The sequence below is a fragment of the Empedobacter stercoris genome (genome assembly GCF_025244765.1).
GTDB lineage: Bacteria > Bacteroidota > Bacteroidia > Flavobacteriales > Weeksellaceae > Empedobacter > Empedobacter stercoris.
Genome location: NZ_CP104209.1, coordinates 1,990,399 through 2,017,219, shown reverse-complemented (window position 1 = coordinate 2,017,219; position 26,821 = coordinate 1,990,399). Strand labels below are relative to the sequence as shown.

The window sequence follows — 26,821 nt, the reverse complement described above, 5'->3', positions numbered from 1 at the left end:
TTATTTGTTTTTGTTTTGTTTTGTTTTAAAAATTATAATTTACAGAAAGACCAAAGTTTGCCCCTCTTTTATATGAAACAGCTGTTACGTTACCTGTTGCGTTTTCTTGTACACGTTTAAATTCTGGATTAAGAATATTTTTTGCAGCAATGTTTATTCCTATGTTTTTATTTAACTTAGTTCGTAATATAAAGTCTAAAGATCCTATCCCTTTATCAATTAAGTTTCCTCTATTCTCATTGTTCAATGCATAAATTCGATCCGAGTAATAAGCATAAGAAAGTGTAGCCATAACTTCAGCTCCTCTCTTCCAAGATTTTACATAAGATACATCCGCATTAAGTAAAAAATCAGATGCTCCTGTCAAAGCAGCTTTAGGTGTAGTTAAATTTAAATTATACATCCCTTTTGTTTCTTTTCGTACCTTTTCAGCATCTATTTCTTGGTCAGTTTTCATGTAACTGGCATTTAAACCTGCTGACAATGTATTTTTGCCTTCTTGTCCAAAATTGAATATATTTTTTCTGATTTCTAACTCTGCTCCAACGACATAACCATAATCTCCATTAACCCAAGAAATATCATTTGTAGATGAAGCAATGACAACCTCATTAATTGGATTCTGAATATATTTTCCGAAACCTGCAATAGAAATTAATTCTCCATGAGATGGAAAAATCTCCCATTTTAAATCTACATTATAGTTATCTGATGCATAAAGAAAAGGATTTCCATATTTTGTTTCATTTACATCTTCATATAAAAACAATGCTTTTTCTTTAAATTGAGGAAGTGTATAGGTTTTCGATGCTCCGAAACGTAAGTTTTGTTTATTGTTGATAGCATATTTTACAATAAGACTCGGTAAGAAGTAGTTTTCGTCTAACATGTTAGAATTTAAGTCAGAACTTAACTGTGTTCTCCACGATATTTCTTGCAATATATTTTCGTAACGTAAACCAAGAACTGCACTTAATTTATCTGTTAAGTTATATTCCAAATTTGCATATCCGGCATGTATAGTTTGATCTCCATTATAAACCTGAGGAGCTAAAGTACCGCTATATGTCGTTGTACTAAAATATCCGTTATTATAGTTCGTTTCATTAAAAAAAGCATCCAAATTATTCGGGTCTATGACTTGTGAGTTGTTTAATCTGAAATTAAATTGTCTTGCTTCAAAATCACGATTCACAAAACGACCGTTATATCCCACTTTTACAAAACCTCTAGCTAATCCATTTGCAGATTCATTCAAACGATAGCTTAATCCTACATTTGCAGCATAACTCTTTTCTATTAAATTATGAAAATAACGATGATTATCGGTTGTAGAATTTTGAGCAAGCTGGTATTCATTTGTCGTTTTATTAAGTCGTAATGTGTTTTGTGTACGATCTGGCACATCACTTTCTATTTTATTAAAAGCTAATCCCCAATTCAGATCCAATTTATCTGTCAACTTATGATCTCCCAAAAGTTGGTTTACCATTAATTGGTTTTGTATATAAGTATTACGCTGGATTAATCCATTATCATCCTCAGCAATATCACGAATAAAACCATAGTATAAATCTCTTGATTGCTCAGAAGAATTAATAAATAAGAAATTATATTTGATACTATGATTTTTATTTATTTTATAATTCGCATTAAACATTCCTGTAGAATTTGTTTCATAAGAATATTTTTGATGAGGTACAAAAGATCTTAATCTTCCTCCTAATCCTCCTAAAGCATTAACTGTTTGATTTATACCTTCACGATAATCATAGTTACTATTAAAACTCGCACTAGCAAACACTCCTAGTTTTCCTTCATCTCCAATTCTAAAAGTTTTACCAGCTTTCAATCCAAAATTTGGCGCAATTGTACTCGACGTTGTTGGATTTAACTTCGTCTTAAATTGGTATGAATTCAAAGGGTTATTAGGAACATTTATTTTAGAAAAACCTGTCTTACTTGGTCCATCTTGTAACATAAAGTTACTCTCACCTATAGCATTTGTATTAACAGAAGTTCCTACAGAAATCTGAAATAGTCCTTTATCTTGGAAATCCTTTGATACTATATCTACAGCTGCCCCAGAAAAATCCCCCAACAGTTTAGGAGAATAAACTTTATCAACTGAGATATATTCTATAATGTCAGTATTAAAAAGACTTAAATCAATATTTTTATATTCTGGATCGTTAGATGGTAATGGTAAATTATTTAATGTTGTAGATATATAACGATCACCTAATCCTCTTACAAAAATAGAATTTGTACCTTCAAGCTTAGAAATTCCAGCTATTTTAGTCATTGCTGTTGCTGCATCACTTACTCCTTTTCGCTCTAGCTCCGCAGCACCAATATTCGTTACTATATTTACAGATCTTTTTTGCAAGTTCAAAAGATTTGCCTCAGCAGCTTTACTTCTTACACCTGTAATAACAGCCGTTGATAAATCAATTTTACCATCTTTGAAATCTTCTGGTTGCAAATACATATTTAATGTATTCGAATCTGTTAAATTCTGAGTAATCGTTTGATAACCATCGACTTTCATTTCCAATTGATACGTATCATCTGGAACAGAAATTTCGTAACGACCGTTTTCATCTGTTCTAGCTTGAATATCCAAGCCTTCTACTGTAAATGATTTTCCCGAAAGCGGTTGATTGGTTCTTTGATCAAATAGAGTTCCTTCTAATTTAATATTGGTCTGTGCAAATAATGCGGCTGACCCTAATAATAAAAGTAAAGTTAAATTGCGTTTCATTGCGATTGATAATTCGTGTTTGTTGATTGCAAAGTTGTTGGTTTTCAATGAAAAACATTTTTACAAATTGTAAAGCTTTTGTTAGGTAATTGTTATCAAATTATTGTAATTTTAAATGAATGTTAAGAAATATTTTTAAGTGATTTCTCCTAAAATTTAAGCTTAATTTTACATCGACTAATTTTATTTAGTTATTACAAACAATTATGAAGAACATTAAAATTTTATTAGTTGACGACGAACCAGATATCTTAGAATTTATTGGTTACAACTTAAAAAAAGAAGGATTTGAAGTAGAAACTGCTCAAAATGGAATTGAGGGCCTTAAACAAGCCAAAATTTTTCGTCCAGATTTAATTCTACTTGATGTCATGATGCCACAAATGGATGGAATGGAAATGTGTGCCGAATTAAGAAAACTTGACTCTTTTAAGGATACTTTAGTTGTATTTCTTTCTGCTCGCGCCGAAGATTTTTCTCAATTAGCAGGTTATGATGCTGGTGCAAATGACTACATTCTGAAACCAATCAAACCAAAAGTTTTAGTCAGTAAATTAAACGCTTTATTAAAGCTAAAACAACCTAATGAAGCTCCTAAAGATGAATACATCAAATTAAATAACTTCGAGATTAATCGCGAAACCTACAAAGTAAACTTTCAAGGAGTAGATTTTTTATTACCAAGAAAAGAATTCGAATTGATTGCTTTATTAGCCTCAAACCCCGAACGTGTTTTTAAACGCGAAGAAATTTTAGAAAAAGTTTGGGGGAACGAAGTTGTGGTTGGTGGACGCACAATTGACGTGCATATGCGAAAATTACGCGAAAAATTTGGGAACGATCGCTTCTCTACAATCAAAGGAATTGGATACAAAATAAATGATTAAAAGCTCGTAATGGCTTCAACTTTCAAAGTTCAAAACATCCTTTTATATGCCTTTATCAGTACATTATTTTTGGCTTTAGGATTTGTTTTGTTCTCATTTTTATGGTTTGGAAATATTCAATTTATTCTCCAAGAAAAATTATTTTTCATCAGTTTGATGATGCTTTTGTTGATTGGATTATCAATATTTTATTGGTTTTCTTTAAAAAATCAACGCAAAAAAGATTTTACCGAAATCTCTAAAAACATTCCTCAATTTCAATCTAATCATGTTGATTTTGAAGAACTTTCTCATAAAATTTCAACAATAACAGAAGATCAATCGAAAGAAATTGACGTGTTGAATGAGCGCGAAAATTACCGAAGAGATTTTCTTGGAAATATTTCGCATGAATTAAAAACGCCCCTTTTTTCAGTTCAGGGATATTTATTAACCTTGATTGAAGGTGGAGTTGAGGACGAATCGATTCGAGATAAATATTTAAACCGAATCAATAAATCAGTTGATCGATTAATTTATTTGGTCAAAGATTTAGATATGATTGCTGAATTGGAACGTGGACGAATCAACATCGAGTTTTCGGTGTTTAATTTGACTGCACTTGTACAAGATGTGATTGATTTATTAGAAATTAAAGCAGAAAAAAATAACATCAAAATTTCGCTTAATTACCCTATTCATCAGCCGATAAAAGTGGTAGGTGATATTCAGAAAATACAACAAGTGTTGATTAATTTGATTGTAAATGCCATTAATTATTCGAATCCAAATACAGAAGTTTCAATTGATTTTGAGGAATATGATGATAAAATTCAAATTTCAATAAAAGATCAAGGTGTTGGAATAAAGCAAGAAGACATTGATCGAATTTTTGAGCGTTTTTATCGTGTTGATAAATCTAGAAACCGTAATAATGGAGGATCTGGATTGGGGCTTGCTATTGTAAAACATATCTTAGAAGCCCATCATCAAAAAATTTATGTGACAAGTAAAACAGGAAAAGGATCTACATTTTCGTTCTATTTGCAAAAAGCTTAATACGTTTCTTTTTTCTTCGTAAATTTTAAAGTGACATTATTCTTAAAGACTTTCAGCGTATCATTTTTAGCTTCTTTCCATAAAAAATAAGGAGGATGAATATTCAACACATTTCCTTTTGTTGCCAACGAATCATCGAACATTTCGGCATATAAAATTGTATCTTTTGATAAGAACAATTTATCTTGATTTTTAACCAAATAATATTCGTTTCTCAAATACATAGGATCTTTTACACGCAAAGTAGAATCTCTTGGATCTAAGTTCCATTTAATATGAATTGGATTAAAACCATCTTCATAGCCCACAAAAACACGTGTCGTATTTACAATATGTCGAATAGAAAAAATTAGAATAGAAAAAAATACAAGTATACCGATATAGTAAAATATCAATTCTTTTTTCATTGGTTTGGTTTAGGTGTTGATTATTAAGTTACAAATATCGTCTTTCTATCTCAAAAGATACATAAAAAATGTAAATTTGCACTAATTTAATTTTAATATAACTTCCAATAATGCAATATAATCCGAATGAAATCGAACCAAAATGGCAAAAGTTTTGGATTGAAGACAAGACGTTCAAATCTGATAATCAATCAGAAAAACCTAAATTTTATGTATTAGACATGTTTCCTTATCCGTCTGGTGCTGGCTTACACGTTGGTCATCCACTTGGATACATTGCATCTGATATTTATTCCCGATACAAAAAATTAAAAGGATTCAACGTTTTACACCCTATGGGTTACGATTCTTTCGGTTTGCCTGCAGAACAATATGCGATACAAACAGGTCAACATCCAGCTGTTACAACAAAAATGAATATCGAAGGTGGTGTTGATAAACAAGGAAATGTAATTGCAGGATACGAAAACCAAATGAAAAAAATTGGTTTAGGATACGATTGGGATCGTGAAATTAGAACTTCAGAACCTGAATATTATAAATGGACACAATGGATTTTTAATCAATTATTTGATTCATATTATGATCTTTCAACAAATAAAGCAGAACCCATTTCATCGTTAATTGAAACATTCAAAACTAAAGGAAACACAACGGTGAATGCTGTAAGTGATGAAGATACAGAACGCTTTACAGCAGAACAATGGAATGCATTTTCTGAAAAAGAACAACAAGCTATTTTATTAAAATATCGTTTAACATTCTTAGCAGAAGCCGAGGTAAACTGGTGTCCAGATTTAGGAACTGTTTTAGCGAACGATGAAGTAATAAATGGTTTATCAGAACGTGGTGGATTTCCTGTTGTGCGTAAAAAAATGACACAATGGATGATGCGTATCACGGCTTACGCAGATCGTTTATTAACGGATTTAGATAAAATTGATTGGCCAGAACCAATCAAAGATTCTCAACGCAATTGGATTGGTAAATCTAAAGGAGCGTCGATTTTCTTCGGAATTGAAGGTCATGATGATAAAATTGAAGTTTTCACAACTCGTCCTGATACTGTTTTTGGGGTTTCTTATCTTACATTAGCACCAGAACATCCTTTGGTTTCACAAATTACAACTGCTGAATTCAAAGCAAAAGTTGATGCCTATGTAGATTATACGTCTAAACGTTCGGAACGTGATCGTTTAGCTGATGCTAAACATATTACTGGTGAATTTACGGGAGCTTTTGCTATACATCCATTTACAGGAAAACAAGTTCCTATATGGATTGGTGATTATGTATTAGCATCGTATGGAACAGGTGCTGTAATGGCAGTTCCTTCTGGTGACGAACGAGATTTTTCTTTTGCAAATCATTTCAATTTACCTATTATTAATATTTTCAAAGGACAAAATATTTCTGAAGCTGCTTTTACAGAAAAAGGTGGATTCGAATTACAAGATTCTGATTTCTTAAATGGATTAGGTTATCAACAAGCTGTTGAAAAAGCAATTGAAGCCTTAGAAGAAAACGGATTTGGAAAAGGAAAAACAAACTTCCGTTTACGTGAAGCTGTTTTCTCTCGCCAACGCTATTGGGGAGAACCAGTTCCTGTTTATTTCAAAGACGGAATGCCTTACACGATTCCTACAGAAGCCTTACCAATAATTTTACCAGAAGTGGACGAATATTTGCCAACTGCAGAAGGTGAACCACCATTAGGACGTGCAACAAAATGGGCATTTAACACAACTACAAACGAAGTAGTGGACAATAGTTTAATCAACAACGAAACTATTTTCCCTATCGAATTGAATACAATGCCTGGTTGGGCAGGTTCTTCTTGGTATTGGTTACGTTACATGGATGCTAAGAATGATAACGAATTTGTATCAAAACAAGCCGTTGATTATTGGCAAAATGTAGATCTGTACATGGGAGGTTCTGAACACGCAACTGGACACTTATTGTATTCTCGTTTTTGGCAAAAATTCTTATTTGACAAAGGATTTGCTCCAACGGAAGAATATGCAGCGAAATTAATCAACCAAGGAATGATTTTGGGGATGAGTGCGTTTGCTTACCGTATCAATGGAACAAATACATTTGTTTCGAAAGGTTTAAAAGATCAACACGAAACCACTCCAATCCATGTTGACGTAAATATGTTGAAAGATGGAGGGGATGAATTAGATACAGAAAAATTCAAAGCGTGGCGAGAAGATTTTGTAAACGCTGAATTTATTTTAGAAGACGAAAAATACATCACAGGTCGTGAAGTTGAAAAAATGTCAAAATCTAAGTTTAATGTAATTTCTCCAGATACTATTTGTGACGAATATGGTGCTGATGCGCTACGTTTGTATGAAATGTTTTTAGGTCCGTTAGAACAAACTAAACCATGGAATACACAAGGTATCTCTGGTGTTTCTTCATTCCTTAAAAAATTATGGAAATTGTACCATAATGGCGAAAACGAGAGTTTCTTCGTTTCTGATGACGAACCAACAAAAGAAGAAATGAAAGTTCTTCATCAATCAATCAAAAAAGTAGACGAAGATGTGAATAATTTCTCGTTCAATACATCGGTTTCTACCTTTATGATTGCAGTGAACGAATTAGGAAAATTAAAATCAAATAAACGCGCAATTTTAGAGCCTTTAGCAATTATTATTTCGCCTTATGCACCACATATTGCAGAAGAATTATGGTCTAAATTAGGTCACGAAACTTCTGTCGCAAAAGCTGACTTCCCTATTTTTGAAGAGAAATGGTTGGTTGCAGATGCAAAAGAATATCCAGTTTCATTTAATGGTAAAATGAAATTCTTGTTAGAATTGCCTTTAACCTTATCAAAAGATGAAATTCAGGAAATTGTCATGAAAGACGAACGTACCATCAAACAATTGGGAGATCGTACTCCAAAGAACATTATTATTGTTCCTGGAAAAATTATCAACATCGTTGGATAAAAAAAATTTTAGATACTAGATTTTAGTATTGAGAATATAGATAAAAGCCTCGCAAATGCGAGGCTTTTATATTGGAAAGATTTTTCGACAAACTCAGAAAGACAAGACTTAGAATAAAATTAAAAACCGCGTTAGGGATTGCAGTGGAAATCCTTTGCTGAATAGCAAAGATTGGAACGAAAAGCCCGCCCGAAGGGAACGCCCAAAAAAAATTAATATCTTAGTCCAAATAAATACGCAACATGAAATATTTACCAACGTTAGAGACGGAGCGATTGATTATACGCCCAATTACGATGGATGATTTGCACGATTTTTATGAAATGGATTCTCAACCCGAAGTGCACGTTTACCTAAAGGCTGAACCTGTAAAGACTATTGAGCAAACTCGCCAAATTATTGAAGATTTACAGCGTCAATACGATGAGTTGGGACATGGACGATTGGCAGTTGTGGTGAAAGAAACTGGTAAAATGATTGGTTGGACTGGTTTTAAATATATTATTGAAGAAGAGGCTATGAACAATCGCTTTGACTTTATTGATATCGGATATCGTTACCGAAAAGAAGCATGGGGAAAAGGTTATGCAACCGAAGCTGCGAAGGCTTGTATGGATTATTACAAAAAAAATATGTCGCATATTCAACTAAACGCGATAACACATGTTGACAACGAAGGTTCACGAAAGGTATTAGAAAAAATTGGTTTTGAAGTAACCAAAACTTTTCATTTTGATATTTGGGAGTTGGATTGTTACTGGTATGAGTTGAAGCAAGGAGAGTAAAAATTCCATCTTAATTGTTATTTAACAAAAAATAACAATTAAGATGGAGAATAAATTTTAGCGCAAAGAATTAATACCTCGTTTTTAAAACAATATTACCTAGTTCTTTTATTTCTTCTTGACTAGTAAAAATTGTATTCCCTTTTTTTGCAATCACTTCCCATGCAATAGTACTTACGACATCGTCCAAAACACCTGGTTCTGTAGCGTCGGAAACAATATCAAATGTACGATCGTCCTTCATACGAACTGGCTGTTGGTAATCTTGGTGCACAATTAACAAATCTCCTCGACCATCAATAGCAGCTTGATAAATTTCTTGTAAATCTGTTAAGACTTGCCCTTTACTTACGGCTTCACTCATTTCTTCGATCGATTTTTTTCGATTTTGGTGTTGATAATTTTTAATAAATTCACCTGCAATTTCCATGTAGTCGTTTTGTTGCGTTGGTGAATTAAAATCGGTAGAAATATTTCCTAAGTATATACTAGGCGTATCTGCTTCGGCAATAAATTCACCATAATTATCATCCGTAGAAATGACCAAGCAACGTAAACTACCTTCCGGGTTTACACGCTGAACTGATTTATCTATCTGATTAAAGAAGTCTTTGATTTTGTTTTTCTGCTCGTCTGTTTTGCTAAATAAACTACTAAGGTTATAGTTATTTTCTGTAAATGGAAAATCATCATTTTCAATTTCTTGAACAATCGAATCATTGATGGCTTGATACAAGTGTACCCCTTTTTTTGTTAGATACAGCACCAAATATTCAGTAACACGATTCATAACTTTAATAAGAGGTCTGATATGAAACGTTTCATCAATCCAAACACCTTCATGAGTTATTGGAATATCAGTACGTATAAATTCGAACGTGTCCTTTGAAATATAAATGTGTAAACTTTCTAAATTCTTATGTACTTCTAATTCTTCAGCTATATTTTCTAATTTTTCTAATATATCTGGAATTTCTCGTTTGGAGTGAATTTCCAATAATCTATCTTCCGCTTCTTTCGCTAAATTTTTTAGTTTGATTGCGTCTTGTTGGTTGTCTGGGCTCGTACGATGTGTATTGAATGCAATCGTAATACAAGGAGAGTTTTTTTCTGTTGCTAGCGTTAAAAGTTGTTCTTTAATACTCATAAATATTATTTTTATAAATGTTTATTATTCTATTAAGATATCTATAAATTTCTCAACAACAATTAATAACCAGCACTTTAACAAAAAAAATAACATTTTCAAAAATATGTATCTTTATTAAAGATAAATGTTGGGTATTAACAAACTTCCTTGGCAAACCATTTTATATGAAAAAATTAATTTTAACAACTCTTTGTTTAGTTTTATCACAAGTCAATTTTGCTCAAAAAATTTCGACGAATGACTATGAAGTGAAAACGACTTTAGCTGATTTTAATCTAAAAGGAAAGGTTGAAAAAGTTGTTTCAACAGCTACAGATGCGAACGGAAATTCGACTACTTTACCATTTTTGGAAAATGAATTTTATAATCAGATTTCGTTAGAATTTAATTCGAAAGGTTTGTTAAAAAAACGGACCAATTATTTGGATTATCGAGGGAAATTAGCTGTTTATAACTATGTTAATAACGACTACAACAACTCGAATTTAATTGATAAACAAACGAATACAGTTATTAACAATAATGAAGATCCAAAACGAATTGCAGCAGACAAAACATTTGTTTATGACCATAAAAATCGCTTGATAAATTTGATTGAAAAAAATGAAGGAAAAACATCTAAATCGAGTTATGAAACAGTTTTTAATTATTCGAATAGGTTAGATAAAATCACAACAAAAGTAGAAGGTGCTACGATTTCTGAAAACAATTTGACTTATAATAAAAAAGGGCACTTGGTGTTGGATGAGATGACTTCTTTTGATGGAAAAAAAGGGCGAAAAATATACTATATCTACGACAAAGACACAGCTGTTTTTCAGGAAGAAGTTGCTGGAAACTCAAGCAAAATAATGTTTTTTGATCATGGAAATATTTCAAAACTACAATCATTTGATCACAATAAAATGTTGGTTTATCAGGCTGATTTTGATTCGAAAAATGAGATTGTCAACTTCAAGAAACAATCATTTCGAAATGGACAAAACTTCTTAACATCGTATCAAGTTTCGTATGAATATGATTCGAAAAATAATTGGATAAAAGCTTCTATTTCAACAGATGGTGAATTAAAATATAATGTAAAACGCACAATTAATTATTATTAAACAAAAAAGGTTGAGCCTTGCTCAACCTTCTTTCCACAAATAAATAACACACTACTTTTTGATTACTTTGAAAGTAGAGTTGTTAACTTTTATGATATAAACACCTTTCAATAAAGAAGAAACATCCAATTGATTCTTCCCTTTTTGAAGTGTTTTCTCCATAATTTTAGTTCCTGTAAGTGCAAAGATTTCTGCCTTAGATTCTTCTTTTGTTTCGATGAACAAGATATTATTCACAGGATTTGGGTAAACATTTATCAATGATTTCGTCAAATCATTTGTTCCTAAAACAGCTGTTGAAATTGAAATCGTTTGTGCGACTACTTTTCCATTCGAATTAAAAGAAAGTTTAATTTTAGCTGTTCCGTTTTTTAAAGGATTGATGACTAACTCATCTTTTTCATTGATAGAAATTTCCGCCACATTATCATTTTCGAGAATTTCTAAATCTTTAACAATTGCAATTGCCAAATTATCTTCATCGGAAACTTTATCCTTTAAGTCAATTACTGTTGGAGAATTGATGTGATATGTTGTTTCTAACTCATTTATCTTCGGTGCAGCGTTATCTGGAAAAACGGGCAATGATTGAAACCAATAATAATCTTCTAATTGAATTGTATTAGTTAAATTTCCTTTGTTGTCAAATTTGTGAATCCAGTTTTTTTGATAATGACTTCCAAAACCACTTTCTGTTGTTGTTACAATTAACTCATCTGTAACAGGATCAACACGTAAACCTGCTCCATAAATAGCTTGTTTATATTGTTCATCTTGACCAGGAATCGTAGCAAAATTTTCGTTAAACTCGTTTTTATCCACATCATATTTCACCATTGTTGGACTAATAGACCAACCAGCACCAGGGAAAAAGTAAATTGCATTCTCTTGGGATGAAGCACTAAAACTACCTGCGTTCCACGCTCCCCATGTGTTTGGGATGGTTTTCGTAGGAATCGCAACTTCGGATGTTGCTAAACTAACAGGGTCTATTTTAACTAACTTATTCGCCAAAGCTCCCCAAACATTCCCATCTTTTGTTTGTACAACAGAAATAAAATTTCCTGTTATCGTTTGCTTTATTGTATGCGCTTTAGGATCGATAACTAAGATTCCACCTTTTTGAGTAACAGCAAAAACATAAGTCGATGTACGAATCATATTCGCCAACGCACCAACTTTATCAGTACCTTCGATTAATGCTCCTTGCACCATGTTTTCAATATCAAATAAATATAGTCCGCTCATAGTTCCTATATATCCTGTTTTAGTATCTACACCCACAAAACTTCTTCCATCTCCACCAATGTTAGTAAAGCTCGCTTTTTGTTCTAAATTTTTAGCATCTGCGACAACCAAACGATTTCCTTGTTTTGAAACAATATAAAAATTGTCACCATAAATTGTTGCAAAAGGAGGCGTGACACCTAATTCTTCGTTTGGATTTGCCGTTTTGTAAATGTTATAATCAACTGTATGATCTTGATTCAAAAAATTGATTGATCCATTTGAATGACCAAACCAATCTTCGTTCAAGATAAAAACACCGTTTGTGTATTCCTTTGTTTGTGCAAAGCTTGTTTGTATTGCTACAATCGAAATAATTGAAAGTAAAAGTTTTTTCATGTGTTGTTTTTAAGATATCCGAAACCATTATCAATTGATTCATGGCTTCGGATGAAAAATATTTAAAAATGTTATGTTATAAATGTAAATCGTAAGCTCCAGTTACTTCAGTCGAGATTTCGCCTAACCACCCCGCTTCCTGATTAGTTCCTGTGTAAATTTTGATAAAATCAATTCCCATTAATTTGACAGGGTTTCCATTTTTATCGACAGCCCAATCAATGTCAATGTTTGAATCCTCCGAATCATTTTGAGCATTATCTGCATAACCATATGCATATTGTTTTCCTGTCCAAATTCCATTGTTTTCGGTATAATTATTAGGTAAAAGTGTTCCTGAAAATTTCAGTTCATTTTGCTTATACCATAATGGATAATACGATTGCTTATGGTAAATATTCTTGGTTTTAAACCCTGAATTCCCTTGATTATCGGTCCATTTTATATATTCAGGATTTGGAATTACATCTTCAACAGTTGGTTTTTGAAAAACAATCGAATAATTTTTGATTGTGTTTGGATTTTGATATTCGCTTCCTGCGATTTCGTACCATTCATCTTCGTCAGGTTTACCATTTTTATTTTTATCATAGGCAACCATGATAATTCCTGGCTCAGATGATCCGGCAAATCCATTTCCTAAAACTTTGAAATCGCGTTTATTCGCGTGATTCATAATTGTATGATCAAAACCAAAAACGACATAACCACCAAATCCACCTAATGTGATCATTCCGCCTTCTTTGCCAATTAACTCTTTTCCTGCTTTAGCCGTCATTTCAACTTGTGTATCCCCTTCTACATATGCTGGAAGTTTATTCACAAACTGTCCCACTGATGGCAAATAATCAAAAACTTGTGCGATGTATTTACTATAAATAGACGTTTCTTTGTTTACCTTAATTTTCGTAGAAACGTCTACATTATATTTTCCTTTTAATTCTAATGTTAAATTATATTCTCCTTCTATATCTGATATGTATTGTAAGTCTTTTAAACTTCCAATTACTTCTCCATTTTGTTTCCATGTATATGAGTTAAATGTTTCATCATCTAAATCTGGTTTAATATCATATAGCTTTAATCGATCAAAAGAGTATTTACTTTCTAAAACATCTTTAACTTTTAAATTTGAAACTGCTGAATCCTTTTTTAAATTATTCTTAACAATTAATTTTAATTTATAATCTCCAGATTTCAATGGAATAAAGTCCAATTTTTCTGTTGTAGAAATAATTGAATCTCCTATTTTCCAAGTATAAGTTGCGTTATCAAATCCTTGAGTATTCGCTTCTATATTTAGATTCTTAAATCGAGTAACTTCATACTCGCTTTTTAATGCAACATCATATAAAGAAGTATCAATTGATTCATCATCTGAACAACTGTAAATTCCAACTACTCCCAAAGAAATAATTGAATAAAGTAATATAGATTTATTTTTCATATGTAAATTTTATTTGTAAACAAAAGCAAAATGAGCGGGAATATTTCCGGCTCCAGTTTTCCATTTAAAGACTCCATTTTTATCAAAACAATACACATAACCCATCGAAACATAGTTTCCAACATCGGTAATAAAAATGTCTTTTGTCTTTGGATTTATGGCGATTCCATAAGGTGTTTCGATAGTGTTAATCACAGGATCATTCACCAATGTATTGTTGATAACTTGTTCTGTTTTGGTATCAATTACACCATAAGATTTGGTGTATTCGAAAGTTGTATAGCTAAATTCATTCGAATAATAATACAGCTTGTCATCATCAATCGTAAAGTTAGAAACTGGAATATCAAATTTCTTTTTGATTTGATGTGTCTTACTATCAATTACAAAAAGATTAGATGAAATATCTTTATAATTACCACGAGAAGTGACATACAAATCGCCATCAGCATCTTTTTTGATACGATGAAGATTCACTTCAACATCTATTTTTTTCGTTTCTTTAAATGTTGACAAGTCAATCACCGAAATAGTTCTATCATAATCTGGAACTCTATACCCACCAGAATTTGCAACATATAAATTATTTCCAACCACTTCCAATTCATCTGGTTGATACCCAACAGTCACTTGACGCGTAACGGATAAATTAATCGTATCAATCTCTACTACTTTTCCTAAAGGCGCTTTCGGGTCAAGCGTGACTGGACCTGCATACGAAGTAGCATACGCCTTTCCATTTGCAAATGTGATGTATCGCCCATTCTCTAAAGGAATTGTTCCTAAATGCTTCGCAGTTTTAACATCCATTACTTCGATAAAATTGGACACATTGATTACCGCATATAGCTTGTTACCATAAATCTTAATATCATTTCCAACATCGCCCAATTCTTTTACTACTTCAGGGTTTGCTGAAGCATAAATGTTTCGATTATACACGCCTGTTTTAAAATCCATATAATCTATTGTCGCCATATTGCTTCCCATCTTTCCTTCGTTCAGTAAATAAAATCCAGCGACATCTGTTTCTTCTGGAGTTGTTACACCATCTTCTTCACTTTCGATTAAATACGTATCTTGCTGACATGCATAAAAAGTGGTTGCTGTTAATAAACAGACGAATAATTGTTTAAAATATCTCATAAATTTGCGCTTAATATAAATTTGAATTGCCTCCCTGGCATTGGATAATTGTAAATCACATCGTATTGTTGATTCAAGACATTGTTTAATTCAAAAGAAATTTTGAACGAATTTTGATTTAATTTAAATTCTTTATGCACGCCCAAATCATTTGTAAACCAAGGATTAAGTCGATTATATTTATTATTATCTTGATGCACATTGTATCGTTCGCCCACATAAATAAAACTGTAATTGAAATTCCACGTTTTGTATGAAGCGCCTAAAACAAAGGATCCGCTATGCTTGGCTGTATATGGAATTTGATTTTTGTAGTAACTTTTTGTAGGACTTGAATAATCTAACGCTTCTAAAAAACCATAGTTCAACATTGGCGAAAACTCTATCTCACCAAAACTAAATGTTGATCGCAGTTTAATATCCAATCCTTTCATCCTTGTTTGACCAAGATTCATCATTGTAAATCGAAACAAACTGCCCGAAGGAACAGCTACAATTTTATCGGTAACTTCGTTGTAGTAAGCATCAGCTTGAATGGAAATATTTTTGAAGAAACGATGAAATGATTTAGAATAGGTAAATCCCACATTATATTGTGTAGAAAATTCTGGTCGAAGATTAGCATAACCAATACTCGTGTAATATAAATCGTTGAACGTTGGCATTCTAAAAATTCGCTTATAAAATGCTCTAATGTTAAAATCGTGTGATTTGAATGGTTGGTAATTTGCAATAATCGTTGGTGTCCAAATAGTTTTATCTTGTGCGCTTGTATTTTTTTCGACCGATTCTTTCACAAAAGTTCCCAATAAACTTCCTTGTAAACTCAAACGATTCATACGATAAGTTGAAGCAAAAGCAATCAAATTTGTGTGACGAGTTGGATATGAAAATTCTTTTAAATCAGCATCTAAATTGTTAAACTGATAGTCAGTTGCAACGTTCACATCCCACTTATCGCTAATAGAATATAGATTTGCCCACGAAACATAAAACTCCCGTTGAATGTATTTATTTTCATTTTTTACGGTAGAAACGGTATCTGTAAAATGTGTAAAATCGTATGCAAACTTTGCATTAATCTTCGACTGAAAATTATTGAAACGTTTTTCGAATTTTCCCTGAACAAAATAATTTTTATCAACTAATGTTTGTCCGCGCCCATCAAATCGACCTCTTACAATTGCTGCTGGTATTCCCCGATCCGAATCAAACAAATAACCTTTTACATTCCAATTGCATTGATTTCCTTTTCCGAATAATCCCAATTCAACACGTTTCGCGTCAACTTGCCCATCTCGACGTCTCAAAACTGTATCATATGCTGTAGAACCGTCCATATTTTTTCGTTGATAACGAAATTTATACACTCCATTCGTTTTGATATATTCAGCGCTTAAAACTGCTGATAAACGATCAGAAATCTTTTGTTCAATTCGTGTTGAAGGGTTAATTAATTGAATAGAGCCTAATTTATATCGAAGTGTAATATTAGTACTTTTGTTATCTCTAAAAACAGGCTTCTTAGTTTCTAAATAAATTGCATTAGCTGACGCATAATCTTTTGCTGATTGAAAAATATTACTTTTTTGACCAATGTATAACGAAATAACTTCCATATCGTCCAACGAAAATTTTCCTAAATCTATAATTCCGTTCTGCGCATTTCCCAATTGAATACCATCATAAAACACTCCAACATGCTGAGAGCCCATTCCACGAACATCAATTGTTTTCAATCCACCTACCCCACCGTAATCTTTGATTTGTACACCAGAAAAGAAACGAACAGCGTCGGCAACAGAATGGCTATTCAAAGCCTGTAATTGCTCTCCCTTTAATTCTTGAACAGGAACTACAGTTTTAGTATTTGTCGTTGAAATATCAACCTGTTGAAGCTCTAATATACTATCACGAAAAATTTGCGCATAGGCAATATTACATGAAAGTAAAATCAAGCTGCAACAATAAATTATAGTTTTTAGATTTCTCATTTAGCAATAATTAATTGTTGCTAACGAGAGTGTATGAAGTCAGTACATAGGCATTTACCTATCCCAAAATTGTTCTTCACGCTTCAGTCCCCGAAAGCATTAACATATCATTTTGGTAGGTCTTCTGACTTACTCCTTTTTTAGAAAATCCTTCCCATTCACAAAGAACAGTGGATAATTTATATTCTAAAAAATATGGAGCTTACAGCAGCGGGTCTGTTCAGGATTTTCACCTGATTCCCTGTTACCGAACTATTACGCTCGCACCAAATGTTAACCAAAAATAAAGTTATTATTTTGAATAAACAATTAAACTTTTATTCAAAATATAAATCAATTGCATATATTCTATAAAATTTCTTTCTGGGCGTTCCCTCGCCAACAAAATTATAATTAAATAGTAAAATTTCCTACGCTCGGTCGGGCTATCCGTTGCAATCTTTTGTTTGGAGTATCATAGGTACCTAAAAACAAAATCCTTCGTCAAACAAAAGGATTTCCACTACTATCCCTAACGCGGGTTTTAAGTTATAACCATAAGACGTTAATAAATCTGTCATTCTGTGAGTTTAACGAAGAATCTCAACTATTCGTCAATTCGAGTAAAAATCTGTGATTTTTGTATCGAGAACTTAGACCTAAAGAACGTATTTCAGCTTCGTGAAGCTCTAATATCTAATTACTAACATCTCAAAAAAGTATAAACAAAAAAAAGCCTCAAGAAATAATCTTGAGGCTTTTGATAAAAACTGGCGACGACCTACTCTCCCGCAATCGCAGTACCATCGGCGCAGGCAGGCTTAACTTCTCTGTTCGGAATGGGAAGAGGTGAGCCCTGCAGCTATAGTCACCCTAATATTTTTAATTAGGTATTAGTTCCTAATATTTTTTGACATTATTAAATGTTGTATTAAGTCTTATGTTTTATTGTATTAAGTGATTACTTAATACTTTTTACATAATACATTTTACAAACTCTTACAATCTGGTATTACATGTTTAATCCAAATAAGATTAACTAACCTTCTCTATGACGATTAAATCAATGTTAGTATTTAATCTTTTTATTTTGGTTGGTATCGCTACCAACTATCTTTGATTCGTTGTACTTTTAAGAAAAAGTCTATGGGTAATTAGTACTACTCGACTATGACATCGCTGCCTTTACATCTATAGCCTATCAACGTTGTAGTCTACAACGACCCTTTAAAGAAGTCTAATCTTGCGGCGAGTTTCGCACTTATATGCTTTCAGTGCTTATCTCTTCCAAACGTAGCTACTCAGCGGTGCACCTGGCGGCACAACTGATACACCAGAGGTTTGTTCAACACGGTCCTCTCGTACTAGAGTCAAGTCCGCTCAAACTTCTAACGATCACAACAGATAGAGACCGAACTGTCTCACGACGTTCTGAACCCAGCTCGCGTGCCACTTTAATGGGCGAACAGCCCAACCCTTGGGACCTTCTCCAGCCCCAGGATGTGACGAGCCGACATCGAGGTGCCGAACCTCCCCGTCGATGTGAGCTCTTGGGGGAGACTAGCCTGTTATCCCCGGAGTACCTTTTATCCTTTGAGCGATGGCCCTTCCATACGGAACCACCGGATCACTATGTCCTGCTTTCGCACCTGATCGACTTGTTGGTCTCACAGTCAAGCACCCTTATGCCATTACACTCTACGCACGGTTACCAAGCGTGCTGAGGGTACCTTTGAAAGCCTCCGTTACTCTTTTGGAGGCGACCACCCCAGTCAAACTACCCACCATGCACTGTCCTTCCTAAAAGGAAGTTAGGCTCCAAGTAAATAAAGGGTGGTATTTCAACAATGACTCCACAATACCTAGCGATACTGATTCATAGTCTCCCACCTATCCTACACATTATTTACCCGAAGTCAATACAAAGCTATAGTAAAGGTTCACAGGGTCTTTTCGTCCCGTTGCGATTAACCGGCATCTTCACCGATACTACAATTTCACCGAGATCATGGTTGAGACAGTGCCCAGATCGTTACACCATTCGTGCAGGTCGGAACTTACCCGACAAGGAATTTCGCTACCTTAGGACCGTTATAGTTACGGCCGCCGTTTACTGGGGCTTCAGTCAAAACCTTCGAGTTACCTCTAAGCTCCTTCCTTAACCTTCCAGCACCGGGCAGGTGTCAGACCCTATACGTCATATTTCTATTTTGCAGAGTCCTGTGTTTTTGATAAACAGTCGCCTGGGCCTTTTTACTGAGGCTGTCATTGCTGACAGCGACCTTTCTCCCGAAGTTACAGGTCTATTTTGCCTAATTCCTTAACCATGAATCGCTCGAGCGCCTTAGGATACTCTCCTCGACCACCTGTGTCGGTTTACGGTACGGGCTGCACATCTCGCTATTTCTTGGAACAATTTTCAGAGGATTATCACTCCAGCCGAAACCTTCGTGTACTATCCCTACTTTACGTAGGTTCAACGTACTATTCCGTCAGTACGCACCTCCTACAATCATTCGTCACTTTTATTGAGTGCAGGTACGGGAATATTAACCCGTTTGCCATCCACTTCCCCCAAAGGGTGCGTGTTAGGTCCCGACTAACCCTCAGCTGATTAGCATAGCTGAGGAATCCTTAGTCTTACGGCGAATAAGTTTCTCACTTATTTTATCGTTACTCATGCCTACATTTTCTTTTCTAAAAGCTCCACCACCCATTACCAGGTGACTTCTGCGCCGTTAGAATGCTCCCCTACCAGTCATACATAAGTATGAATCCATAGCTTCGGTAATATGCTTATGCCCGATTATTATCCATGCCGGATCGCTCGACTAGTGAGCTGTTACGCACTCGTTAAATGAATAGCTGCTTCCAAGCTAACATCCTAGCTGTCAATGCAATCCAACCGCGTTTTCTCAACTTAGCATATATTTGGGGACCTTAGCTGATGGTCTGGGTTCTTTCCCTCTCGGACATGGACCTTAGCACCCATGCCCTCACTGCATAGAAACATATATTAGCATTCGGAGTTTGTCAGGAATTGGTAGGCGGTGAAGCCCCCGCATCCAATCAGTAGCTCTACCTCTAATATACTTAACTAAACGCTGCACCTAAATGCATTTCGGGGAGTACGAGCTATTTCCCAGTTTGATTGGCCTTTCACCCCTACCCACAGGTCATCCGAAGACTTTTCAACGTCAACCGGTTCGGTCCTCCACTTTGTGTTACCAAAGCTTCAACCTGCCCATGGGTAGATCACAAGGTTTCGCGTCTAATACTACTGACTATAACGCCCTATTCAGACTCGCTTTCGCTACGGCTCCGGACCTGAAGTCCTTAACCTTGCCAGCAACATTAACTCGTAGGCTCATTATGCAAAAGGCACGCCGTCACACTTTAGTGCTCCGACCGCTTGTAGGCGTACGGTTTCAGGTTCTATTTCAACTTTCTATTCGAAATGCTTTTCACCTTTCCTTCACAGTACTAGTTCACTATCGGTCTTTGAGGAGTATTTAGCCTTGGAAGATGGTCCTCCCATATTCGGACAGAATTTCTCGTGTTCCGCCTTACTCGTTATCAACATTATAAAAATTTCACTTACGGGACTATCACCCTCTTCGGTTAACCTTTCCAGGTTATTCTGTTATCCTTATAAAGTCTTTAGGGCTAATCCGCGTTCGCTCGCCACTACTTACGGAATCTCAATTGATTTCTTTTCCTATTGGTACTTAGATGTTTCAGTTCCCAACGTTCGCTCTGCTTACGCAGTGACATGTCTTCAACATGCCGGGTTGTCCCATTCGGAAATCTTCGGATATAATGTGTATGTGCCACTCCCCGAAGCTTATCGCAGCTTATCACGTCCTTCATCGCCTCTCAAAGCCTAGGCATCCGCCGTACGCCCTTTGTAACTTTTTTCTCGATTTAACCGTCATATTATTGAGCGGTTATGTTAATCTTACTCGTTTTATTGATTAATTGTATACCTTTTTAAAACTTTTGTATTTATTTCTAAATCTGTTTGTTTTTGATTGTATGCGATTATAATTATTAAATTATAATCTGTTTCTAATAATGTCAATGAACTCTTCTTTAATGTGATAATTTGAAAATGTAATAATGTGATAATTATCTCATTAATCAATTCTCGAATTAACTCATTAATTCGTGGAGAATATCGGAGTCGAACCGATGACCTCTTGCGTGCAAGGCAAGCGCTCTAGCCAGCTGAGCTAATCCCCCTCTTTATGTTATTTAGTAGTCTCAGGCAGACTCGAACTGCCGACCTCTACATTATCAGTGTAGCGCTCTAACCAGCTGAGCTATGAGACTCTTTAATACTCTTAAAGAGTGGTCTATATTTATAGTTTATACAGAATAAAAAGCCGAATCAAAATCAATCTTCTAATTAATAGAAGAAAATTCGTCGTTCTCTAAATATGAGATGTTCCAGCCGCACCTTCCGGTACGGCTACCTTGTTACGACTTAGCCCTAGTTACCAGTTTTACCCTAGGCAGCTCCTGTTACGGTCACCGACTTCAGGTACCCCCAGCTTCCATGGCTTGACGGGCGGTGTGTACAAGGCCCGGGAACGTATTCACCGCATCATGGCTGATATGCGATTACTAGCGATTCCAGCTTCATAGAGTCGAGTTGCAGACTCCAATCCGAACTGAGATAAGTTTTCGAGATTCGCATCCTATCGCTAGGTAGCTGCCCTCTGTACTTACCATTGTAGCACGTGTGTAGCCCAAGACGTAAGGGCCGTGATGACTTGACGTCGTCCCCACCTTCCTCGCGGTTTGCACCGGCAGTCTCATTAGAGTCCCCGTCTTTAAACGCTGGCAACTAATGATAGGGGTTGCGCTCGTTGCAGGACTTAACCTAACACCTCACGGCACGAGCTGACGACAGCCATGCAGCACCTTGCATTCTGTCCGAAGAAAAAACTATTTCTAGTCCTGTCATTATGCATTTAAGCCTTGGTAAGGTTCCTCGCGTATCATCGAATTAAACCACATGCTCCACCGCTTGTGCGGGCCCCCGTCAATTCCTTTGAGTTTCATTCTTGCGAACGTACTCCCCAGGTGGGATACTTATAACTTTCGCTTAGCCACTGAATCCGAAAATCCAACAGCAAGTATCCATCGTTTACGGCGTGGACTACCAGGGTATCTAATCCTGTTCGCTCCCCACGCTTTCGTCCATCAGCGTCAGTTAATGTTTAGTCACCTGCCTTCGCAATTGGTGTTCTGCGTAATATCTAAGCATTTCACCGCTACACTACACATTCCAGCAACTTCAACATTACTCAAGACTAACAGTATCAATGGCAGTTTCATAGTTAAGCTATGAGATTTCACCACTGACTGATTAATCCGCCTACGGACCCTTTAAACCCAATAAATCCGGATAACGCTTGCACCCTCCGTATTACCGCGGCTGCTGGCACGGAGTTAGCCGGTGCTTATTCTTCTGGTACCTTCAGCTATCTACTCGTAGATAGGTTTATCCCCAGATAAAAGTAGTTTACAACCCATAAGGCCGTCTTCCTACACGCGGGATGGCTGGATCAGGCTTCCACCCATTGTCCAATATTCCTCACTGCTGCCTCCCGTAGGAGTCTGGTCCGTGTCTCAGTACCAGTGTGGGGGTTCACCCTCTCAGGCCCCCTAAAGATCGTCGACTTGGTGAGCCGTTACCTCACCAACTATCTAATCTTACGCATGCCTATCCTACTGCGATAAATCTTTCAAAACTCCATAATGCTATGAAATCTATTATAAAGTATTAATCCTCCTTTCGAAGGGCTATCCTTTTCAGTAGGGCAAGTTGCATACGCGTTACTCACCCGTGCGCCGGTCTCTAATTCCCGAAAGAATTATACCCCTCGGCTTGCATGTGTTAGGCCTCCCGCTAGCGTTCATCCTGAGCCAGGATCAAACTCTCCATTGTAAATTATTTTGTTTAGTCTATAAGACTTATGTTTTTACAACTTCGAATTTCCTTAAGCTCCATTATTCAAGGATTGACTTCGTTATTATTCGGCTTATTTTTTCTTCTGTATATATTATAATTTCAAATGAACTTCTCAGTTTATAACTTACAAAACATCGCTGTTTCTGTAAGCGGTTGCAAAGGTAAAACTTATTTCTTAACTACCAAATTTTATTTTAAAAATTTTAAAGTTTTTATTTCAATAAGTCAATTTACTTCGCAGCAAAATCACTCTCGTGATTTGCGTTTGCAAAGGTAAAACTTATTTCTAATTCAACAAAATTTATTTTTTAAAATTTTTGTCGCTTGTTTTACTTTATGTCAACTACAATACTACTCGTCTTTCGTATTGGGATTGCAAATATACAACCCATTTTTCCGAACTTCCAAACGCATTTTACATTTATTTTACTTTCTATCCCTAACTGACTGTTATGACGGGAAATATTTTTTGAGATTTTTAGATTTGAGAAACTAGATAGTAGATTTCTGACTCGAAAACATCGTTTTTACTATACAAAATGATTAGACGTTTTGTTTTTATTACTTATAAATAAAAGTAAAATGTCTACTTTGTGGTTAACGACTCGGGAAAAGTTCCGATATTAATTAATAAAGTCGAGCTAAACTTTATCTATATAGTATATGGTAGTTCTAATTACAGGTTCCTCAACAAGTATTTACTTTCTGTCTTTCTGGCAAGAAGGAAGATTAGTTGTTATACGACGTTTTTATTTAAGTTAATTTGAAAGACATTAATATATTCCTCAAATTCTGAGATATGTTCTTTAGAAATTTGAGATTTTATAATTTTAATAGAATTATTGGGTGTACTCAATATATAATCTCCTGCAAAATATTTAATATCAAAAATTTCGTTCAAATTTAATTCTTTTCTGGGTAATGAATTTATAATAATTTTATTTTCAGATATTTCAATATAATTTAGTTGAAATTCATAAACATAAATTCCTAAATATATAATTCCTAATATTAAAGTTGGATAGAAATACCATTTAATATTATCATATGCTAATAAATAATTGCTATTATAATCCAAAGTATTCCTAAATAGAGATTTTTATTGACAGATTTTTTTGAAAAAGGAAATTTCATTTTTATAAATTTTATAGTTTCAATTTTAAGCAGTTTCTTTAAAATATCGTATAACGAGCCGAGTATTTGCGAAGAACGGGAGAGAATTTGAACGAAGTTCAAGTTCGTCCGTTCAAGCAAATTGCTTGGTTAAAACTAAATTAGTGTATTGTTTTAAGAAAAGCAATTTTGTGAGCGGAAAATTATGATATAAAAGTTTACTTTCAGTCCGTTTTTCGCGAAATACTATGTTAGCTGATGTTTTTATTGATTGCAGCTTGGTTGTAAAATAGTTTCAGATAATTTAGTTAGGTAAAATATACTTTCTGATTTATATATTTTATTGCTTTTACAAAACTTAAAAGTAAAATAGGGAGTCTCAAAATCTGGAGTGTTAATTTCAATTTCTCTGATTAATTTTTTGTCTTTATAAAAATAAAATCTTGTTTTATTAAGATCTAAATCCTTTGTCTTAAAATTTAAATTTAAATCTCTTTCGATTTCATTTGAAAATATAGGAACACTTTCATTACCTCTTATATATTGAAAATAATCCCAATCAAAGTTGGTTATCTTAGAAAAGTCAAAAATTTGTTTAGTTTTAGTCTTTTCATATTTATTATTAGCTTCTTCTAATTCTTTAAAAAACTTATTTTCAAAATTATTGCAGGAAATAAAAAGACTTAATATTAGGAGTAAATGAATTTTCATAAGAGTTTTTTAAAAAAATATCAGCCAACTCTCGAATATACGCAACTTTCTATAAAAACCAAATAAAAAGTTAAAATAAACATTACTTGTTGAAAATAAATTAAACACAATAATTAATTGCGTATTTAGAATTGTTTGTGGATTTTTTTTGTATGATTTTAAATTCAAATAAAGTTTTACGTTAACAAATAAGCGTATTCTGAAATTATAATTGGCCATAAAAACATATAAAAATCGAGTGAATTTTATTTTATATTTTTTAGACTATCAAACATATTTTTCCAACCTTGAGTTCCAGTCACTATTGAAATGAAAGTAAAATACCCTACGCTACTTAAAAAATAGAACTAATATTTTTAGTCATAATTTTGATTTAAGTTTCGTGAAAATCAGCTACATCCTCAAGCTTACTCGCTACTTAAAGGCAGGATGAAGGCAGGATAAAGGCAACATAGTGGCAGTAGAGTGGCAGTAGAGTGTATACAATACTTTTTTTGGACGGTTTATAGTTTTAAAAAAAGGAAACTCATTGCGCGCGAGGTTTGTATTTTCACTGCATGGAATGATTAGGCGGTGACGATTTGCTGAATCAAGCAAATGGGCAGCGGCTACTTTTGGGTTATGGACTCGGGAAAGGTTTCGCAAAGCGAAATAAATTAGTCATAAAAAGCTTAAAAAATTCGAGCTTCATTTATTATTTAGACGAAATGATTTAGGATTTTATTCAATTCTTTGAGTTCAACCAAAAAACCATCGTGTCCAAATAAAGATTCTATTTCGGTATATGTTGCATTTGGAATATGATTCGCGATAAATTTTTGCTCCGTAGGTGGGAATAAAATATCCGAAGAAATACCAATCACAAGGGTTTTAGACGAAATTTGAGCAAGTGAATTCTCTAAACTTTTTCGATTTCGAGCAATATTTTGTGAATCCATGGCTTTGGAAAGCGTCCAATAGGAGTGCGCATTAAATCGGTTTGCTAATTTCTGTCCTTGGTATTTTTGATAGGATGACGCTTTGAAATCAGTATAAACCGAATGATCATCTTTTTGCTTTTCATTATATATAGAATAGGTGCGATAAGAAAGCATCGCAATTGTTCGCGCCGCAATCAATCCATTTTTCCCTCCATCTTCTGTCATATCATTAAAAGTTGGATCGGCTTCTATTGCCAAACGCTGAGATTCGTTGAACGCAATTCCCCACGGAGAATGAACTGCATTTGTTGCCAGCAAAACCAAATTATCTACCTTTAACTTGTCAAGCAAAGTAAATTCTAAGGCTTGTTGACCACCAAGCGAACCGCCTATTAACAAATGAATGGTCGAAATTCCTAAATAATCGGCTAAAAGTTGATGCGCATTGGCCATGTCTTTTATTGTGATCGTTGGAAAATCTCTGTAATAAGGCGTATTTGTAGCCGGATTTATAGACATTGGATTTGTGGTTCCGTAATTGGATCCAATGACATTTGCACAAATAATAAAATGATCTTTTGGATTAAATAAATCATTTTCTCCAAAAAGACCTGCCCACCAATCAAAAACATCTGAGTTTGCCGTAAGTGCATGGCAAACCCAAATGATATTATCTTTCTTGTTGTTTAAAGTTCCTGCCGTGTGATAGGCAATGGTTAAATTTTCTAAAGTTTGACCATTTTCTAATTGAAAAGGTCGATTATAATGATATTGTTGAAAATTCATTATTAAATTATATTCG

The 26,821-nt window shown here is 34.2% G+C and carries 14 protein-coding genes, 2 tRNA genes, 3 rRNA genes and 1 riboswitch; of the genes, 5 read left to right on the top strand and 14 right to left on the bottom strand.

What is annotated here, in order from left to right; translation table 11 throughout:
* Positions 1–25 precede the first annotated feature (25 nt).
* On the bottom strand, positions 26–2,812 hold the full coding sequence (locus tag NZD85_RS09520) for a TonB-dependent receptor domain-containing protein (RefSeq protein ID WP_260541589.1): 2,787 nt from the start codon (positions 2,810–2,812) through the stop codon (positions 26–28).
* A gap of 158 nt (positions 2,813–2,970) precedes the next feature.
* Here NZD85_RS09520 and NZD85_RS09515 point away from each other — a divergent pair, with 158 nt between their 5' ends.
* Together NZD85_RS09515 and NZD85_RS09510 are read left to right on the top strand one after the other, a co-directional pair.
* Positions 2,971–3,651 (top strand): response regulator transcription factor, encoded by a 681-nt coding sequence (locus NZD85_RS09515; RefSeq protein WP_171623557.1) that lies wholly within the window; start codon positions 2,971–2,973, stop codon positions 3,649–3,651.
* Between the two features lie 9 nt (positions 3,652–3,660).
* A complete protein-coding gene (locus NZD85_RS09510) occupies positions 3,661–4,689 on the top strand; it encodes a sensor histidine kinase (RefSeq protein WP_225542462.1) in 1,029 nt (342 codons plus the stop codon).
* On the opposite strand, the gene NZD85_RS09505 is transcribed toward NZD85_RS09510, so the two are convergent.
* Complete coding sequence (locus NZD85_RS09505) at positions 4,686–5,096, bottom strand: hypothetical protein (protein ID WP_225542461.1); 411 nt, start codon at positions 5,094–5,096, stop codon at positions 4,686–4,688. The two genes, NZD85_RS09510 and NZD85_RS09505, sit on opposite strands and share 4 nt — an antisense overlap.
* A 110-nt stretch (positions 5,097–5,206) precedes the next feature.
* Between NZD85_RS09505 and leuS the strand changes: the two genes are divergently transcribed.
* Positions 5,207–8,062, top strand: a complete 2,856-nt coding sequence (gene leuS, locus NZD85_RS09500; RefSeq protein ID WP_260541586.1) for a leucine--tRNA ligase — start codon at positions 5,207–5,209, stop codon at positions 8,060–8,062.
* A 242-nt stretch (positions 8,063–8,304) separates the two neighbouring features.
* On the top strand, positions 8,305–8,847 hold the full coding sequence (locus NZD85_RS09495; RefSeq protein ID WP_260541584.1) for a GNAT family N-acetyltransferase: 543 nt from the start codon (positions 8,305–8,307) through the stop codon (positions 8,845–8,847).
* Between the two features lie 70 nt (positions 8,848–8,917).
* On the opposite strand, the gene NZD85_RS09490 is transcribed toward NZD85_RS09495, so the two are convergent.
* Positions 8,918–9,994, bottom strand: a complete 1,077-nt coding sequence (locus NZD85_RS09490; protein WP_171623552.1) for a baeRF3 domain-containing protein — start codon at positions 9,992–9,994, stop codon at positions 8,918–8,920.
* A gap of 167 nt (positions 9,995–10,161) precedes the next feature.
* Between NZD85_RS09490 and NZD85_RS09485 the strand changes: the two genes are divergently transcribed.
* A complete protein-coding gene (locus NZD85_RS09485; protein WP_260541583.1) occupies positions 10,162–11,103 on the top strand; it encodes a hypothetical protein in 942 nt (313 codons plus the stop codon).
* A gap of 51 nt (positions 11,104–11,154) precedes the next feature.
* Here NZD85_RS09485 and NZD85_RS09480 read toward each other — a convergent pair whose 3' ends face one another.
* The 11 genes from NZD85_RS09480 to NZD85_RS09425 all read right to left on the bottom strand — a co-directional run bounded on the left by NZD85_RS09480 (position 11,155) and on the right by NZD85_RS09425 (position 26,805).
* The gene (locus NZD85_RS09480) at positions 11,155–12,729 is read right to left on the bottom strand and encodes a T9SS type A sorting domain-containing protein (protein WP_260541582.1); all 1,575 of its coding nucleotides are present in this window, start codon (positions 12,727–12,729) and stop codon (positions 11,155–11,157) included.
* 76 nt (positions 12,730–12,805) lie between these two features.
* Complete coding sequence (locus NZD85_RS09475; RefSeq protein WP_317619451.1) at positions 12,806–14,176, bottom strand: PKD-like domain-containing protein; 1,371 nt, start codon at positions 14,174–14,176, stop codon at positions 12,806–12,808.
* A 9-nt stretch (positions 14,177–14,185) separates the two neighbouring features.
* A complete protein-coding gene (locus tag NZD85_RS09465) occupies positions 14,186–15,322 on the bottom strand; it encodes a YncE family protein (RefSeq protein ID WP_260541581.1) in 1,137 nt (378 codons plus the stop codon).
* Complete coding sequence (locus tag NZD85_RS09460; RefSeq protein WP_260541580.1) at positions 15,319–17,316, bottom strand: TonB-dependent receptor; 1,998 nt, start codon at positions 17,314–17,316, stop codon at positions 15,319–15,321. The genes NZD85_RS09465 and NZD85_RS09460 overlap by 4 nt, the downstream gene beginning before the upstream one ends.
* 96 nt (positions 17,317–17,412) lie before the next feature.
* Positions 17,413–17,602, bottom strand: a riboswitch (cobalamin riboswitch).
* Positions 17,603–18,063: 461 nt separating this feature from the next.
* Positions 18,064–18,171: ribosomal RNA gene (gene rrf / locus NZD85_RS09455) — 5S ribosomal RNA — on the bottom strand.
* A gap of 258 nt (positions 18,172–18,429) precedes the next feature.
* Positions 18,430–21,213 (bottom strand): 23S ribosomal RNA (locus NZD85_RS09450).
* Between the two features lie 250 nt (positions 21,214–21,463).
* Positions 21,464–21,537 (bottom strand) — tRNA-Ala (locus NZD85_RS09445).
* A gap of 16 nt (positions 21,538–21,553) precedes the next feature.
* Positions 21,554–21,627: transfer RNA gene (locus tag NZD85_RS09440), tRNA-Ile, on the bottom strand.
* A 105-nt stretch (positions 21,628–21,732) separates the two neighbouring features.
* A 16S ribosomal RNA gene (locus NZD85_RS09435) occupies positions 21,733–23,251 on the bottom strand.
* The 16S, 23S and 5S rRNA genes sit together here with 2 tRNA genes alongside, the layout of an rRNA operon.
* A 1,401-nt stretch (positions 23,252–24,652) precedes the next feature.
* Positions 24,653–25,099, bottom strand: coding sequence for a hypothetical protein (locus tag NZD85_RS09430; protein WP_260541579.1), 447 nt, complete (start codon positions 25,097–25,099; stop codon positions 24,653–24,655).
* Between the two features lie 698 nt (positions 25,100–25,797).
* The gene (locus tag NZD85_RS09425; protein WP_225542616.1) at positions 25,798–26,805 is read right to left on the bottom strand and encodes a homoserine O-acetyltransferase family protein; all 1,008 of its coding nucleotides are present in this window, start codon (positions 26,803–26,805) and stop codon (positions 25,798–25,800) included.
* Positions 26,806–26,821 lie beyond the last annotated feature (16 nt).